The organism is Hymenobacter norwichensis DSM 15439 (assembly GCF_000420705.1).
Classification (GTDB): Bacteria; Bacteroidota; Bacteroidia; order Cytophagales; family Hymenobacteraceae; genus Hymenobacter; species Hymenobacter norwichensis.
This window is the reverse complement of sequence record NZ_ATVL01000006.1, coordinates 744413-759404: the sequence shown is the minus strand read 5'-3', so window position 1 is coordinate 759404 and position 14992 is coordinate 744413. Positions and strand designations below refer to the sequence as shown.

14 protein-coding genes are annotated in these 14992 nt (G+C 54.7%); 4 read left to right on the top strand and 10 right to left on the bottom strand.

Going from position 1 to position 14992, the window contains the following annotated elements; genetic code table 11:
- Positions 1-44: 44 nt before the first annotated feature.
- Positions 45-2282 carry a protein-disulfide reductase DsbD family protein gene (locus G536_RS0104385; protein WP_022822367.1) on the bottom strand — a complete coding sequence of 746 codons (2238 nt, stop codon included), beginning with the start codon at positions 2280-2282 and terminating at the stop codon, positions 45-47.
- 201 nt (positions 2283-2483) lie between these two features.
- Between G536_RS0104385 and G536_RS0104380 the strand changes: the two genes are divergently transcribed.
- Positions 2484-3815 (top strand): hemolysin family protein, encoded by a 1332-nt coding sequence (locus G536_RS0104380; RefSeq protein WP_022822366.1) that lies wholly within the window; start codon positions 2484-2486, stop codon positions 3813-3815.
- A gap of 44 nt (positions 3816-3859) precedes the next feature.
- On the opposite strand, the gene G536_RS0104375 is transcribed toward G536_RS0104380, so the two are convergent.
- A complete protein-coding gene (locus G536_RS0104375) occupies positions 3860-4372 on the bottom strand; it encodes a gamma carbonic anhydrase family protein (protein WP_022822365.1) in 513 nt (170 codons plus the stop codon).
- A gap of 175 nt (positions 4373-4547) precedes the next feature.
- Between G536_RS0104375 and G536_RS0104370 the strand changes: the two genes are divergently transcribed.
- Complete coding sequence (locus tag G536_RS0104370) at positions 4548-4907, top strand: DUF4870 domain-containing protein (protein WP_026879823.1); 360 nt, start codon at positions 4548-4550, stop codon at positions 4905-4907.
- Between the two features lie 10 nt (positions 4908-4917).
- On the opposite strand, the gene G536_RS0104365 is transcribed toward G536_RS0104370, so the two are convergent.
- The 5 genes from G536_RS0104365 to accD all read right to left on the bottom strand — a co-directional run bounded on the left by G536_RS0104365 (position 4918) and on the right by accD (position 9813).
- A complete protein-coding gene (locus G536_RS0104365) occupies positions 4918-5901 on the bottom strand; it encodes a radical SAM protein (RefSeq protein WP_022822364.1) in 984 nt (327 codons plus the stop codon).
- Between the two features lie 91 nt (positions 5902-5992).
- Positions 5993-6808: an endonuclease III domain-containing protein gene (locus tag G536_RS0104360; RefSeq protein WP_245575749.1), complete on the bottom strand. Its 816-nt coding sequence runs from the start codon at positions 6806-6808 to the stop codon at positions 5993-5995.
- Between the two features lie 88 nt (positions 6809-6896).
- The gene (locus tag G536_RS0104355) at positions 6897-7607 is read right to left on the bottom strand and encodes a YiaD family glycine zipper/OmpA-like lipoprotein (protein WP_022822362.1); all 711 of its coding nucleotides are present in this window, start codon (positions 7605-7607) and stop codon (positions 6897-6899) included.
- Positions 7608-7963: 356 nt separating this feature from the next.
- Entirely contained in the window at positions 7964-8710 is a 747-nt protein-coding gene (locus G536_RS0104350) for a YiaD family glycine zipper/OmpA-like lipoprotein (RefSeq protein WP_022822361.1), read from the bottom strand.
- 212 nt (positions 8711-8922) lie between these two features.
- Complete coding sequence (gene accD, locus G536_RS26220; protein ID WP_022822360.1) at positions 8923-9813, bottom strand: acetyl-CoA carboxylase, carboxyltransferase subunit beta; 891 nt, start codon at positions 9811-9813, stop codon at positions 8923-8925.
- A gap of 264 nt (positions 9814-10077) precedes the next feature.
- On the opposite strand from accD, the gene G536_RS0104340 reads away from it, so the two are divergent.
- Complete coding sequence (locus G536_RS0104340; RefSeq protein ID WP_033369629.1) at positions 10078-11106, top strand: OmpA family protein; 1029 nt, start codon at positions 10078-10080, stop codon at positions 11104-11106.
- A 107-nt stretch (positions 11107-11213) separates the two neighbouring features.
- On the opposite strand, the gene G536_RS0104335 is transcribed toward G536_RS0104340, so the two are convergent.
- The 3 genes from G536_RS0104335 to G536_RS0104325 form a co-directional block, all read right to left on the bottom strand.
- On the bottom strand, positions 11214-12032 hold the full coding sequence (locus G536_RS0104335; protein ID WP_022822358.1) for an alpha/beta fold hydrolase: 819 nt from the start codon (positions 12030-12032) through the stop codon (positions 11214-11216).
- Positions 12033-12253: 221 nt separating this feature from the next.
- A complete protein-coding gene (locus G536_RS0104330) occupies positions 12254-12538 on the bottom strand; it encodes a hypothetical protein (protein WP_022822357.1) in 285 nt (94 codons plus the stop codon).
- Positions 12539-12886: 348 nt separating this feature from the next.
- The gene (locus G536_RS0104325; RefSeq protein ID WP_022822356.1) at positions 12887-13927 is read right to left on the bottom strand and encodes a type VI secretion system baseplate subunit TssG; all 1041 of its coding nucleotides are present in this window, start codon (positions 13925-13927) and stop codon (positions 12887-12889) included.
- Between the two features lie 212 nt (positions 13928-14139).
- Here G536_RS0104325 and G536_RS30315 point away from each other — a divergent pair, with 212 nt between their 5' ends.
- Positions 14140-14979, top strand: a complete 840-nt coding sequence (locus G536_RS30315; protein ID WP_157530398.1) for a TssN family type VI secretion system protein — start codon at positions 14140-14142, stop codon at positions 14977-14979.
- Positions 14980-14992: the final 13 nt, after the last annotated feature.

Genomic DNA, 14992 nt, shown 5'->3' with positions numbered 1-14992 from the left:
CTTATATCCCAGGGAGCGGGCCGTGAAAAATAAGCAGTTACAACTTAGCGGTTGGCTACCGGCTGGTTTTGCTGGTGGTAACGGGCCAAGCCGGCATCCAGAAACTTCACGAATGCCTCCGCATCGGGTTCATACGCAATAGGTGTAGCCAGCGTGTTTTGCAGGTTAGCAGGTGTGTTAGGGTCAAGCAGCACGTAGAAGGGCTGAGCATTCACGTTGAAGCCAGTTAGCTGCAAATCTGCGTTTTTCTTGCCCAGTGTGGATTTCAGCTTGTTGTCATACTTGGAGGTGTACTGCTCAGCGGCGGGCAGTTCGGTTTTGTCGTCCACGTACAGGGCCACCACCACGTAGTCGTCGCGCAGGCGGCGCAGCACCTCCGGGTTGCTCCATACGGTAGCTTCCATCTTGCGGCAATTCACGCAGGCGTGGCCAGTGAAGTCGATGAATATAGGCTTGTTTTCGGCTTTGGCGCAGCGCTGGGCCTGCTCTAAGTCGAAGTAACCACGCAGGCCGTGGGGCAGCTCCAGAAACTCACTATAGCGAGGCGCTTCGCATAAGGCGTTCATCTTAGTAGCAGTGGCAACTGGCGTAGCCGTAGCAGCCAGCGTGAAGTCGCGGCTAGACTGAGGGGGTAAGTAGCCGGCCAGCAGCGGCAGCGGCGCTCCAAACAGGCCAGGCACCAGGTAGGTCATGAAGCTGAATGCCAGCACCGCCATCAGCAGCCGGCCCACGCTCAGGTGGGTCAGGTCGGAATCGTGGGAAAGCTTGAACCGGCCCAGCAGATACAGCCCCAGCAGGCCCGACAGCGCAATCCAGAGCACCAAATAAATGTCGCGCGGCAGCAGGTTCCAGTGGTAGGCTAGGTCGGCCATGCTCAGGAATTTCAGGGCTAGCATTAGCTCCACGAAGCCCAGCACCACTTTCACCGTGTTCAACCAGCCGCCTGAGCGGGGCAGACTTTTAAGCCAGGTTGGGAAGATGGCAAACAATGTGAACGGCAGCGCAAACGCCATTGAGAAACCCAACATGCCTACAACCGGCGTGATTCTTTCGCCCCGCGCAGCCAAACCCAGGATACTCGCCACAATAGGCCCAGTGCACGAAAACGACACCACTACCAGCGTGAGAGCCATAAAAAAAACACCACCCCAGCCGCCTTTGTCGGCTTGCGCGTCAATTTTATTGACCATGCCGTGGGGCAGCGTGATTTCAAACAAGCCCAGAAATGACAAGCCGAATACCACGAATACCGTGAAGAAAATTAAATTGGGTAACCAGTGCGTAGCAATCAAGTTGGGACCGTCTTCGCCTAATAATGCCGCTACTACCACCCCAATCAGCACGTAGATGACGATGATGCTGAGGCCGTACACGAAGGCTTTCAGGATGCCCCGTTGCCGGCTGTCGTTGCCGCTAGTAAAGAACGATACAGTCATCGGAATCAGCGGGAACACGCAGGGGGTAATAAGGGCGCTCAGCCCAAACAGGAATGCTCCGAATGCAAAAGCCAGCAAGCTTTCCTTGGCAGGTTCAGCGCCATTAGCACCCATTACTGACGAGGCAGCTACCCTAGCAGTGGTCGGCGCAGCAGTGGCTACAGTAGTGTCTTCAGCAATAGTGGTTGTAGCGGGCGTTGGTGGCACGACGGCAGCTGTTGCAGCAGTGTCGATAGGGGTAGCAGTAGCTGCGGCGGCGGTTGTTGCTGAGGTAGTAGGGGCAGTTACAGCACCAGTAGGTGCGCTGGGCTTGGCAGGTGTGGCGGGCTTGGTGTCAGGAGCCTGAGCAGGTACGGCGGTGCCCGTTACGGTGATGGGGCCAAAGCTCAGTGTTTCGTCGCCGGGAATGCAGCGGCCGTCTACATCGGTGCAGCTTTGGTACTCCACGCTGGCCTTCACGGTGAGGGCGCCCGGCTGCAACACCCGAATGCGCTGCCGGATTTGGCCGGTTTTCTCGAAGTATGTGACGTCACCCTTGAATACGTCGTCGTAGTGCTTCTGCGAGCTAATAGACTTGGGCTTGCCCACTAGCTCGTAGGCCGGGCTCTTGGTGAAGTTGAACGTGAAAACTGTAGGTCCCAGATCAGGGTCGAAGTCGGTGGCGTAAAGGTGCCACTTGTCGTCGATGCGGGCATTAACGATAAGGTCCACTTCCTCGCCCGCCTTAACCGTGGAGGCACCAAGCGCTACCGACAGCTTGGTGGGCGTCAGAACTTGGGCGGTGGCACCGGCTGCCGTGCCCAGCACCAGCAGCAGAACCAACAGGATATTCTTGAAGGAAGTCATTGGAAAAGAAAAAGCAACGAAAACGATAAGACCGCAAAGGTCGGCAGAAAGCCCAACAGCCGCACGGGTTTAGGGGTTTCCAACAAAGTAAACACCTAGCAAGTTGCGACCAATTATAACTCAGCCGGAACCGCTTGGGCGGAAACACGTACTTTTGTAGTACCAAGGGAGCTGGGCCGCGTGAGCCCGACCCCCGGATCTATGGCTTTAAATATATTTCTGACCGTTCTGCTGGTATTAGTGAACGGGTTTTTTGTGGCAGCAGAGTTTGCCTTCGTGAAGGTTCGTTCTTCGCAAATCGACATAAAAGCGCAAGGCGGCAACCGCTTGGCCAAACTGGTGCAGCGCATGCTGCACGACCTGAACTTCTACTTATCGGCAACGCAGTTGGGTATTACCCTGGCTTCGCTGGCACTGGGTTGGATTGGGGAAAGCGTGGTAGCTGAAGTGGTAATGGCTGTTATTGATAACTTCCATATCACCCTCTCCGCCACAGCGGTACACCAGATTTCGCTGGTCACCTCCTTTTCTATCATCACGGTGTTGCACATCGTGCTGGGTGAGCAGGCACCCAAGGTGCTAGCTATTCAGAAGCCCGAAAACACGACCATTGCCGTAGCAATTCCGCTGTTTGCCTTCGCCTGGATTACCAAACCTTTTATTTGGCTGCTCAATACGCTTTCTAATATGGTAGCTAGGTTGGTAGGCGGCGAAGTAACCCACGGCCCCGAAGCGCACTCGGCCGAAGAAATTCGGCTATTGCTGGACCAAAGCAAGCAGAGCGGCGAGATTCAGGATTCGGAGCACGAGCTGATTGAAAATGTATTCGAGTTCAATGACCGGATGGTGAAGCAGATTATGGTGCCTCGCACCAAGCTGTCGGCCATTGATGTAAACACACCACAAGACGGTATTCTGGAAACAGTGTACGATGAAGGCTTTTCCCGGATTCCAATATTCGAGGGCAACATCGACAACATTGTGGGCGTGCTATACGTGAAAGATTTGCTGCAAATCATTCGGCGCAACGAGCCGATTGTGCTGCAAAAAATCATGCGCCCCGCCTACTTCGTGCCCGAAACCAAGAAGATTAACCGCCTGCTTCGCCAGTTTCAGCGCAAGCACATGCACATGGCCATCGTGAGCGACGAGTTCGGCGGCGTTTCCGGTATTGTCACCATCGAGGACATCATGGAGGAGTTGGTCGGCGAAATTCAGGATGAGTACGACAATGAAGTGCCGGTAGTGGAAAAGGTATCGGAAATGGAATACCGCGTGAACACCGCCACGGCCATCTCCGACGCCAACGAGTATCTCCCCTACCCTCTGCCCGAAGGCGACGATTACGAAACCGTAGGCGGCTTGCTCAACGTCATCTATGGCAACATCCCTGAAGTAGGCGACGTGGCCGTGCTCGACAACTACGAGTTCCGGGTACTGAAACGCTCCCGCCGCTCCGTGGAGTTAGTGCAGTTGCGCGTAACCACTGCCGCTGAGCAGGAAGAAGAAGCCAACGAAGCGCTGAATCTGTAATCAGTTGCGAGTTGTCAGGTGTCGTACTGACAACTCGCAACTCTTTATTTCAGCCAGCTAGCATACAACACGTAATTATCGGCGGTACGGGCTATAGTTGCGCGCTGCTCGTCAGTTACCGGCTTGATACGGCGGGCCGGAATACCAGCGTACAAGTAGCCTGGCTCACACTGCGTGTTTTCGAGTACTACAGCGCCCGCTGCAATAATGCAGCCGGTGCCTATCACAGCATGGTCCATCACAATGGCGCCCATGCCAATCAGCACGTCGTCTTCGATGGTGCAGCCGTGGGCAATGGCCTTGTGGCCGATACTAACGCGGGAACCGATGGTTAAGGCCGCCTTCTGATAAGTACAGTGCAGCACGGCCCCGTCCTGAATATTGGTTTGGTTGCCGATGCGGATACTGTTCACGTCGCCTCGGATAACGGCATTAAACCACACAGTGCAGTTTTCACCTAGCACCGCGTCGCCAATTATGGTAGCGTTGTCGGCAACGTAGCAGTTGGCCCCTAGCTGGGGCGTGATTCCGTGAACGGGCAGGATGAGAGCGGGCATATAGGAAACTGAGGATGAAGTGGCTGTTTGGTGAGGCTGCATGGCACGGCCACTGCAAACCTACGCGTGAAAACTTCTCCTCAGCGAATCTAGCGAGCAATGGCTAGGCTTACTGCTGATTTTCACTTACTTGCTGCCTGTCTGCCACCTCCGGCAGCGCAAAAGGTAGTATGCTATGCAGGAGCCATTTTTTTCCGCCGATCAGGAAACCCGTCAGTGGACCACTTTTCTGCACCTTTCGTTGTTGGCTGGCGTGCTGGTGCCAGGAGCAGGATTTGTGCTACCCATCGTGCTTTGGCAGCTCAAGAAAAACGAACTACCCGGCGTCGATGCTCACGGCAAAGTGGTAACCAACTGGGTAATCAGTTCCCTGATTTATGGTGCCATCAGCGGCATGCTGATTTTCGTGTTAATTGGTCTGCCGCTACTTGGCATTCTGGCGGTGCTAGGGCTTATCTTTCCCGTTATTGGGGCAATTAAAGCTAACAACGGTGAACTGTGGGTATATCCGCTTTCTATCCGCTTCTTCTCGTAGCAACGGGCAACTACCGGGTCAGCATTCGTTTCCAGGTACCTTTTTCCCAATTATACTTAAGCGTGCTGGGCAGCGCATGCCAGAAGTATTTGCTGGTTTCAACAGCGAAGCTTGGCTGCATGTAGCAGTTGATGGTGCAGCCCTCACACTGCGGCAACCGGCCTTCCAGCGCCGCTAGTTGCTGCACTTGCTGCGAATTATACAGGCCAAAAAGCTGCCCGTTGATGGGGAATTTCTGCTCGCCCAAGTGGTAGCATGGCAGTACTAGTTCGTTGCTGGGCGAGATAACAAGCGTAGTGCTAGCCGCCCGGCACACTGGCGCGGCTACGTGGTTGCCGCCGTCGCGCCGGAGCTGGATGAAGGCCTCGTTGAGATACACGCCCTTGCGCTGCCCAAAGGCTGATAGGTAGTCTAGTTCTTCGGCGGTGAGCTGCTCGCCGGTTTCCACGCTATTGTACTCGAAAGCGGGGTTCAGAATCAGCATCAGCTTGTTAGGTTGCGCAATGTCGCGGTACACAGCTTCCAGGTCGTGCAGGTTTTCGCGGAACACGGTGAACAGAATATCGGGCCGCTCCCCCAGTTCCCGCGCCACCCGGATGCTCTCCAGCACAAAATCGTAGCAAGCCACGCCGCGGCCTTTGTCGTGCACTTCCTTTTCAGAGGCGTCGAGCGAGAAGTGCAGCATGTCCACTTTGCCGCGTAGCTTCTCGGCGTACTTCGGGTACAGCAAGCAGTTGGTGGTGAGCGTGGTAATAAAGCCCATATCGTGCGCCAGGCCCACAAATTCGTGTATCTGGCGGTGCAACAGCGGCTCACCGCCCGTAAAATCCACCACCGATACACCCAGCTTTTTCAGGTCTTGTAGGTTGCGCTCCACATCTGAGAGCTGAATATACGGCGAGGGTTTCTCCCAAATATCACAGAATGAGCACCGCGCATTGCACCGATACGTGACGTAATAATTGCACAGAACCGGATGACGAACGAGACGCATAGTAGTGAGCTGTTAGCTGATGGCTTTTAGCTGTTAGCCGCTGTGCCGCGCCAAAGCTAACAGCTAAAAGCCATCAGCTAACAGCAAAGGCCTAATGCGGCAACGCACCCCAGGCGGTATCCCACTGCTTGGGCGTAGCGGCCAGCGCCTCAGGAGTGGCCGGACCATAATGCTCCAGATAATAATTGCAGAAGCCTTTCAAGGGGCATTTCGGACAATCGGGCTTGCTGAACAGGCAGATGCGCTGCCCGTGCCAATAGTTGTGCTTATGAAAGTTAAGCAGCACCAGCGCGTCCTTAGGCAGTTGCTCCAATAGTACCTGATGCGCTTTGTCGGCGGAAGCTTTCGGCCCAATCATGCCTACACGCTGCGCAATGCGGTGCACGTGCGTATCAACGGGCAGCACGGGCTTATGAAAGTTGAAAAGTAACACCAAGGAAGCCGTCTTCAGACCGATGCCGGGCATATCGGTCAGCCATTGCATGCCTTGCTCTACAGGCCAATCCGCCAGAAAGTCCAAGTGAAATTCGCCACCCGTCTGGGTCTGGATGCGGCGCAGCACCTCTTGGATACGGGGCGCCTGCGTGTCGGGCCAGCGGGTAGTCCGGATGGCGTGGGCCAATTCAGTGGTAGGAGCCGCTAACACCCCGGCCCAATCACCAAATGCTTCCAGCATCCGGTCGTAGGCCAGCTCTTCGTCGGCGTGGGTGGTACGGTGCGAGAGAATAGTGGAAATCAGTTCCCGCATAGGTGTGCGGCGTGGCTGCTCCAGCGTCAGGGGCGGATAAAATGCGTTTAGAAGCAGGTGGTTTTCCCAGGTTTTTTCGGCGGGTGGCAAGGTGTACTCCATGCGGCTAGTTGCTTGCTGCTCGTTGGCGGCTGGTTGGTGGTTGGCCCACCGATTCACATTCGAAAGGCTACTAAATAATACGGCCCCGCCACCAAAAGGTAGCGGGGCCGCTTTGTTCAATCAGCAACGGCCGATTAGCAGCTGCTTAGATGGTGCCTTTCTCGGCAGCTTTCTTCAGCTTCTCGTTGGCGAAGATGGCTACTTCTACGCGGCGGTTAGCCACCCGGCCAGCTTCGGTAGAGTTATCAGCAATGGGCTGCTTGGAGCCGTAGCCCGATACAGTGAAGCGCGAAGCATCCACGCCTTGCTGCTGGGTGTAGTTAGCTACGGCCTGAGCGCGGCGCTGCGACAATGGGTCGTTGATGGCATCGGTACCAGTGTTATCGGTGTGGCCTTCCACAATAACGTTGGTATCACCGTACTTGATGAGCGTCTGGGCCAACTCCTTGATATTCTGCTGAGCTGCCGACGTCAAAGCCGATGAGTTCTTAGCGAACAGGAGGCCTGAGTCGAAAGTGATTTTGATGCCCTCGCCTACGCGCTCCACTTTGGCGCCAGCCATTTCTTTCTTGAGTTCAGCGGCCTGCTTATCCATGCGGCGGCCAATCAGCGCTCCACCGGCGCCACCTACGGCTGCCCCAATGATGGCCCCTTTAGCCGTACTATTCTTGCCACCAATCACGCGGCCCAGTACACCACCAGCGGCAGCGCCACCTAGGCCCCCAATTATACCGCCTTTAGCAGTTTTGCTCCAGGGCTTTTTGGTAGTAGTCGTTTCGGTTTGGGCCTGTACGGTGCTGGTGCCCACGGTGAGCAACGCCAGCAGCACAAGGAAAAATGAACGAAGATCTGTCATTGTGAAAAAGTTAAGGGTTTCGGAAGTAAGTGGTAAGAACGAGAAATATGATGAGCGCTAATTCGGGCCGAAGATAGTGGTTATGTCGAACCAACTCGCTTGCACTAGGCATTTTGCAACCACCTTGCCAAAAACGGCTGTGTTCTAAAAATAGTGTAGAAACAGCCTTTAAATGCGTCTAAACGCCTCTTTATATTTATTCGCTAATCAGAAAAAACCTTGACTGCTTGCACTTTAACAATTAATAGCCTTCCAGCTTTTTTTATGGTTCACTGGAAATGAAACCGAACAATTCAACCATAAAAAAAGGCCGCACATAATGTGCGGCCTTTTCCTGCGGCTGTTTGAGCCTAAAGTTACAGCTTACCAGCTTCAGCAGCCTTTTTCATCTTTTCGTTAGCATAGATGGCAATTTCTACGCGGCGGTTAGCCTGCTTGCCAGCCTCGGTGGTGTTGTCGGCAATGGGCTGCTTGGAACCATAGCCCTCCGTGGTAATACGCGAGGCGTCTACCCCCTGGTTGATGGTGTAGCTGGCCACAGCCTGTGCCCGGCGCTGCGACAGAGGATCATTGATGGCATCGGAGCCGCTAGCATCAGTGTGGCCTTCGATCAGGACGTTGGTGTCGGGATATTTTTTCAGCACTTCGGCCATTTTCTGGATTTCCGACTGCGAAGCAGCCCGCAGGTCACTCTTGTTGGTATCGAAGAGAATGCCCGAGTCAAAGGTGATTTTGATGCCTTCGCCTACACGCTCCACCTTGGCGTTCTGCATGTCGCGCTGCAATTCCTCGGCCTGCTTGTCCATTTTGCGGCCGATGAGTGCACCACCACCGCCACCCACGGCAGCACCAATAATAGCACCGGCAGCCGTACCCGACTTACCGCCAATCACGCGGCCCAGTACGCCACCTACTACAGCACCGCCACCGGCGCCCAGCAGGCCACCCTTAGCGGTTTTGCTCATCCCCGTTTTGCGGGGGCCGGTGCCGTTGGTATCGGGTGCATCCGGGATGTTGGGGTTACGGGTGTTAGATGAGGCGCACGAACCGAGCAGCAACGTCAGCGCCATGAAAAACGAGAGAAGAGAATTAGAAGCTTTCATCGAAATGAAGTTAGTGGAACAGTTGAGTTTGGAAGAGAGTGATGGACGTGCTTACTGCAATTGGCGGAAAAATGTTTGCTGAACTTACCAGACAACTTGGTTACCACCTCGTGGCAATAACGCATGATTTTGAGTGATGAAGCAAATGCAAAAACCCCGCCCAATGCATTCTACTGCATATTGAGCGGGGTTTTCAAGAAGCGTGCCGAGTTTTAAATTGGCTGTTCTGTTTTCACTCCAACTTTCGGTTTTGCAGCTGCTGGGCCAAGCATGGTCAACAGGTCGGTGAGGCGTGACTTTAGTTCTTTGCGGTCGACAATAAAGTCCAGGAAGCCATGCTCAAGCACAAACTCGGCGCTCTGGAAACCTTTCGGCAGGTCCTTACCAATGGTTTCCTTGATTACACGCGGCCCCGCAAACCCAATGAGGGCACCAGGCTCAGCAATATTAAAGTCGCCGAGCATAGCAAAGGAAGCCGTAACGCCCCCAGTAGTGGGGTCGGTGAGCAGCGAAATGTAGGGCAGGCCGGCTTCGGAAAGCAACGCCAGCTTGGCCGAGGTTTTAGCCATTTGCATCAGCGAGAAACCGGCTTCCATCATGCGGGCGCCCCCCGAGCGGGAAATCATCAGGAACGGCAGCCGATTCTGGCGGGCGTAGTCGATGGCCCGCGCAATTTTTTCACCTACTACTGAGCCCATCGAGCCCCCAATAAAGCGGAAGTCCATGGCGGCTACTACCAGCCCCTTGCCGTTAAGCTGGCCGTGGCCGGTCCGTACAGCATCGGTAAGGCCCGTATTTTTCTCGGTGGCCGTCAGGCGTTGTGGGTAGGCTTTGGTATCCACGAAGTGCAGCGGGTCGGCGGAGTGCATATCGGCATCCAGTTCCGTGAGGTGGCCGTTGTCGAACAGCAGCTCGAAGTAGTCAGCTGCATCAATCCGGTCGTGGTGGTTGCAGTTGCCACAGGTGTAGAGCAGGCGCTTATGCTCGGCCATGGTGGCCACGGTTTTGCACTCCGGGCACTTATACCACAGCCCGTCGGGCGTTTCTTTCTTTTGCTCCGTTGGCGTAACAATGCCTTTCTCTACGCGCTTAAACCAAGACATCTTTTCAATTATGAATTAAAAATTATGAATTAGAAATTGTGAAAGACCACAGACTACTCTAGTAGCAAGCAGTTGCCCGCGGCAAAAGCGCCGAACCTGAAAGTAGTGGCCTTCAACTCACAATTTTTAATTGCGAAGCTGCGTCAAATATAGGGCGAAATCGGTTGGCTGCAGGTGTTGGGTTGCAATACCCGGCAGCTGCTGAGTACCTTGCCGCAAAGATGCCGCGTGGTATACGCTGCTTTCTGCCCCTTGCTTTTCATCATGCCCTTTTTCGTGAAAAACACTTCCTCCCGCTTGCTGGCCCTCACCTTATCGGCTGCTACGCTGCTTCCGGGCTGCGTGCCCTCTAAAAAGTACGAAGACCTAAGAGCCCGTCAGGCCTCCACGGAGCAGGGCAAGGCCGAAGCCGAGCGCCAGCAGCGTAAAGCCGTGGCTGAGTTGCAAAAAACCACCGACGAGCTCAACGAGATGCGCCTCAACAACAAGCGCCTCACCGACGACTCCACGCAAACTGGCAGCGCCCTGCGCCGCACCCGCCAGCTCTACACCCAACTCACCGACAGCTACGACAAACTGCTGAAGAACAGTGACCGGGAACTGGCCAACAAGTCGTCGGATTACAACAAAGTGGCGCAGGACTTAGCGCGCCGTGAAGCTGAGCTGGGTGAACTGGATACTTCGCTGAAGAAAAACCGCGCCGCTATCGACAAGCTCAACGCCGACCTGAAAACCCGCGAAGCCCGCTTGGCCGAACTGGAAAAAGCCTTGGCCGAGAAAGACAAAGCCGTAAATGACCTACGGGCCAGCGTAGCCAACGCCTTGCGCGGCTTCCAGGGCACCGATTTGCAGGTAAAAATGAAGGACGGTAAAGTGTATGTGTCGCTGTCGGAGCAGTTGTTGTTTAAAACTGGCTCCACCAAAGTCGACCCTAAAGGCCAGCAGGCCCTCAAGCAGTTGGCCGCTGTGCTTGAAACCCAACCCGACGTAAACGTGGTGGTGGAAGGCCACACCGACAACGTGCCGTTCAGCCGCCCCACCGGTGGAATGCAGGACAACTGGGATTTGAGCGTGCTACGCGCCACTGAAATTGCGCGGCTGCTTACCACCGGCGGCATTCAACCGGAGCGCGTAACCGCCTCGGGCCGCTCACAGTACGTGCCAATAGCAGCCAATGACACACCCGCCAACAAAGCCATGAACCGCCGCACCGAAATCATTCTGACGCCCAAGCTCAACGAGCTGTTCAAAATTCTGGATTCCAGCTCTGCGGCTAGCCCTGCCGGCAAGTAAGCCTGGGGCGGCCTGAGTCAGACAAACCTATAACAAAACGGAAGCACCTACCACTCATCCTCTTCGGGGGTGGTAGGCGCTTCCGTTTTGTTATGGGCTGATGCGTGTTATACACCTACAATAATGGCAACTTCCTGCCCTAAGTAGCGCTCCAAGGCGGCAATTGTAGCTACCGGCGCGCTTAGGTGCGGGTAATGGCCTTCTGTATCCAGGATAGTTAGCGTGCTGCCAGCTAGGTGTTCGTGCAGATAATGGCCCACCACCGGCGAAGCAATGGAGTCGTTGGCGCACTGCACAATCAGGGCCGGCACCCGGAGTTGCTCCAGTACCGCCCGATAATCGGATAGGAACGTGGCCTTGGCAAACTGCCGCGCAATGGCGGGGTCCACGGAAGTAAAACTGGCCAGCAGATCATCCACTAGCTCAGGGCGCATATCCCCTCCTACCAGCGTCGGTACCACCGTATTCGACCAGCTTAGGTAGTCCCGGTCGAGGAAGCCGAGCAACTCCTCCAAGTCGGCGGGGTCGAAGCCGCCGGCATAGACACCGTCGTTGAGGTAGCATGGCGAAGAAGCCAGCAGTACCAGCCGGTCGAACAGATCCGGCTCCCGGATGGCCGCTAGTACCCCAATTATGCCGCTTACCGAATGACCGACGTACACCACTTTGGGCAGCGCCAGAGTCCGGAGCAGCGCCAGCAGATCGGTTGCGTAGCCATCAAGGGTCTGGTAGCGGGTGAAATCGTAGGCAGCTTTATCGGATTGGCCGGCACCTACCAGGTCGAAGAGTATCACCCGATTTTGGGCGGCAAAGGCTGGCGCTACGTAGCGCCACGTTTGCTGATCGGTGCCAAAGCCGTGGGCGAATACAACAGGCGCCCCCTCGGCTCCATACGACGATACGTGATGCCGTTCGAGAATATCCATGACTAAATCATTATACTAAAGTTAAGTGGCAGCTAGCAAGACCGTAGCTTATGCAAGAACAGGCTGCAAGACTGTTACTATCCCTTGAGATGTACAACTTAATTGAACTACTATATCACTACTGAACTCTCTACATACTTCAAGGCATTGAAATCGAACTTTTAGCAGAGCATTTTTCAAATTGATTCCCTGTTCTTACCGTGAAAAATCAGGCGGAATAATCAAAACTGTAGTGGTACTTGGTTTAGCTCGTATAGCTCATTCCAAGTGACAACTCGAACCTGTTGGTCACGCTTGGCAATAGCAAAGCCCGGCACCATAACCAGCAAGTCCCGCGACTGGTCAGACACCTTCTCGGGGTAATAGTAGCGGTAATCGAAGTACCAGCACTCCTCATACTCGGTGGGTGAATTCAGAATGCGTAGGCTGTCCAGCGCAAGCGGATGGTACTGGTCTTCCTCCAGCAAATATATCTGAGCCAAGCGGATGGCTTCTTCCCTGTTCATAAGCGCTATTGTATTGCATAATTACACTTTCACAACTACGTAGCCATCTAAAGTTCGGATTTATTTCGGAGCTAATTTTATCAACCTATTTATTGCATTTATTTACTACATAATTGTTTCAATTACGTATTTACAACGCATATTATAAAACTTATTCAATATATCCATATCTTCTAACCTGGAATCACCCAACCAGAACCATTTTGGCACAGCCTATTCCAAAATATAAACTTTCATTGACCAGCATACAGCTTTTTCCCATTACAAGACATCTGGGAAACGCATAGCTTTCCTATTGGGCACACTTAGGCCCACCGAAAACAGCTCATATCCAGCGCCGCTGGTTCTTTACAAGCCTACTGTGGTATAGCCGAGCACTGCAGTATCGCCATCATCAGACAAAGTGAACGACTGACTGGTGGGTGCCATTTCGTAGCGCAGTACCACGTCGGTTTCAAACGACACGAAGTAATTGCATAGCAGCTTCAAGGCGCGGGCCTGCCAAGTATCAGGGGCTAGATATAGCTCCAACTGCGCAGTTGTAAGCGCTTGGAGGCTGATTTCCAGGGCTGGCAGGGTTTCCTGGTAGGCCCCACTCAGCACAAAGTCGCGGCCTAGCTCTCCCTGCCCCAGCACCGCGCCGGGCGTAGTACCGCTGGCTTGTAAGTCTTCGGCAGCAAATTGCAGCGGAGCAATAGTGCGTAGCAGCACAGGCACTTCCAGCACACTCTCAAACACCTGCTGCGTACGCAGCAGGTCGCCGGTGATGCGGTGCGCCAGTGGCAACAGGTAAAGCAGTGTAGTAACCTGCCGGGGCGGCAACTGACCAGCCAATTCCCAGAACCGGGCCAGCACCTCGTTGTACCACTGCGCCGATAGATTGGTCATGTACCGACGCTCTTCCTGCTCTAGCAGCACCCGAAAACGGTAAAATTCCTGCTCGAAGGGCAGAAAAAAGCGTCGGGTGGCCTTTTCGCGGCGTCGCTGGGCCTGAATGTCTTCAATCATGGACCGCACGCCCTGCTGCGTAGAGTCGCCGGGGTGATGAAACAGTTGCTGGGGCAGCGCGTCATAAATGCCCTCACGATGCACCTCAATGGCTGTTTTGGGCGTCTGCCAGCGTTCCGTGCGCTCCTCTGTCACGGCCCCAATGTCGCGGCGGTAGCGGCGGGCAAACAGGCTGACGGGCCGCACCACAAACTCATCGAACTGATAGCCGTGGGCCAGCAGATCAGCTAGTACCACTTCTAGCCGCAAGTCGAAAGGTTGCTGCCGCAGCTTCTCCACCAACAGGCGCGGGGTGCCCCCCAATGAAGGCTTAGTAGCCGCAGGTGCTGGCGGGGTGGGCAGCGTACCAAAAAAGCGTCCGAAAGCAGTGGGGTTTGGCATACTATCTTTTTTCTGACAACTTACAAGCTGTTGTGGACCCGGCCTGCGGTGCTAGCAACCCGCCACCCCAAAATCGGGTACAGCAGGTAACTAAGGCCGGGTTTTATCGTCTCTAGTTACTGCAATCAGAACAAACAAAGAAATTGTAGTTCTTTTGAGGCAAAAGCACCTGATTTTCTCACTTTCTAACGACTGATTAAAGCTAGCCTATTATGCTGACTCCTAATCCGGAAGCACAGGCGCGCAGTGCGGCAAACAGTATGTTTTCCAGTGCACGCTCCGGGCTACAACAGAATCCGACCTTTATTAGCGTCTTTCTGTATTTGCTGAGCAGCCTGCTACTATTTGGGTTGCTGGGAGCCGGGGCCATTTACAGCCCGCTTTCTTATAAGGTTACATTTCTGCTGGTGCAGATGGTGTCGCTGCTACTGGGGTGCTTTCACCTGTACGCGCAAAAGCAGTGGCTTTCCTGGTTCGATTCCGACAACTGGGTGCACGGCACCGTAATGACGGTAGTAGCCTGGCTGGCCGGTGCGCTGGGCGTGGCCCTGCTGGTGTGGCTGCCCAACCTGGAAGGGCGCATGGCTCCCACGTCGTTTATTATGGCTACGCTGCCGGCCACTATCCCGTATTTTTTCTACGAAGCCTACCGCAGCTGGCGCCAGATTCCGCACCGGCACTACAAGTTGTGGCACTACCGCGCCAACAGCCCCGGCCCCGACTTGGCTCGCATGGACCTCAATAATTTCATGGTGGTGCACTTTTGGATGCCGCGGCGCTACGGCGAGTCGCTCTACCACGATTTTTCGTCGAAGGCGCCGTACGAAATGCACTTCGGCGACCTATTTCACATCTTCCTCACCGACTACAATGTGCTCAAGCCCGAGCAGGCCATTCAGTACCTGGACGAGCAGGGCCAGCCCTACGGTTGGATGTTCTATGTGAAGCACCGCTGGTGGAAGCCTCGCCGCTACATCAACCCCGACTACAGCTTCCGCGACAATTTTCTTAAGCAGGGCGACATTATCGTAGCCCGGCGCGTGGTGGGCTAGCGCTAGTGCGCGG

What these genes read in the sequence shown, in the direction of transcription:
- G536_RS0104385 (WP_022822367.1), bottom strand. Translation starts at nt 2,282, where the DNA reads ATGACTTCCTTCAAGAATATCCTGTTGGTTCTGCTGCTGGTGCTGGGC.
- G536_RS0104380 (WP_022822366.1), top strand. Translation starts at nt 2,484, where the DNA reads ATGGCTTTAAATATATTTCTGACCGTTCTGCTGGTATTAGTGAACGGG.
- G536_RS0104375 (WP_022822365.1), bottom strand. Translation starts at nt 4,372, where the DNA reads ATGCCCGCTCTCATCCTGCCCGTTCACGGAATCACGCCCCAGCTAGGG.
- G536_RS0104370 (WP_026879823.1), top strand. Translation starts at nt 4,548, where the DNA reads ATGCAGGAGCCATTTTTTTCCGCCGATCAGGAAACCCGTCAGTGGACC.
- G536_RS0104365 (WP_022822364.1), bottom strand. Translation starts at nt 5,901, where the DNA reads ATGCGTCTCGTTCGTCATCCGGTTCTGTGCAATTATTACGTCACGTAT.
- G536_RS0104355 (WP_022822362.1), bottom strand. Translation starts at nt 7,607, where the DNA reads ATGACAGATCTTCGTTCATTTTTCCTTGTGCTGCTGGCGTTGCTCACC.
- G536_RS0104350 (WP_022822361.1), bottom strand. Translation starts at nt 8,710, where the DNA reads ATGAAAGCTTCTAATTCTCTTCTCTCGTTTTTCATGGCGCTGACGTTG.
- accD (WP_022822360.1), bottom strand. Translation starts at nt 9,813, where the DNA reads ATGTCTTGGTTTAAGCGCGTAGAGAAAGGCATTGTTACGCCAACGGAG.
- G536_RS0104340 (WP_033369629.1), top strand. Translation starts at nt 10,078, where the DNA reads ATGCCCTTTTTCGTGAAAAACACTTCCTCCCGCTTGCTGGCCCTCACC.
- G536_RS0104335 (WP_022822358.1), bottom strand. Translation starts at nt 12,032, where the DNA reads ATGGATATTCTCGAACGGCATCACGTATCGTCGTATGGAGCCGAGGGG.
- G536_RS0104330 (WP_022822357.1), bottom strand. Translation starts at nt 12,538, where the DNA reads ATGAACAGGGAAGAAGCCATCCGCTTGGCTCAGATATATTTGCTGGAG.
- G536_RS0104325 (WP_022822356.1), bottom strand. Translation starts at nt 13,927, where the DNA reads ATGCCAAACCCCACTGCTTTCGGACGCTTTTTTGGTACGCTGCCCACC.
- G536_RS30315 (WP_157530398.1), top strand. Translation starts at nt 14,140, where the DNA reads ATGCTGACTCCTAATCCGGAAGCACAGGCGCGCAGTGCGGCAAACAGT.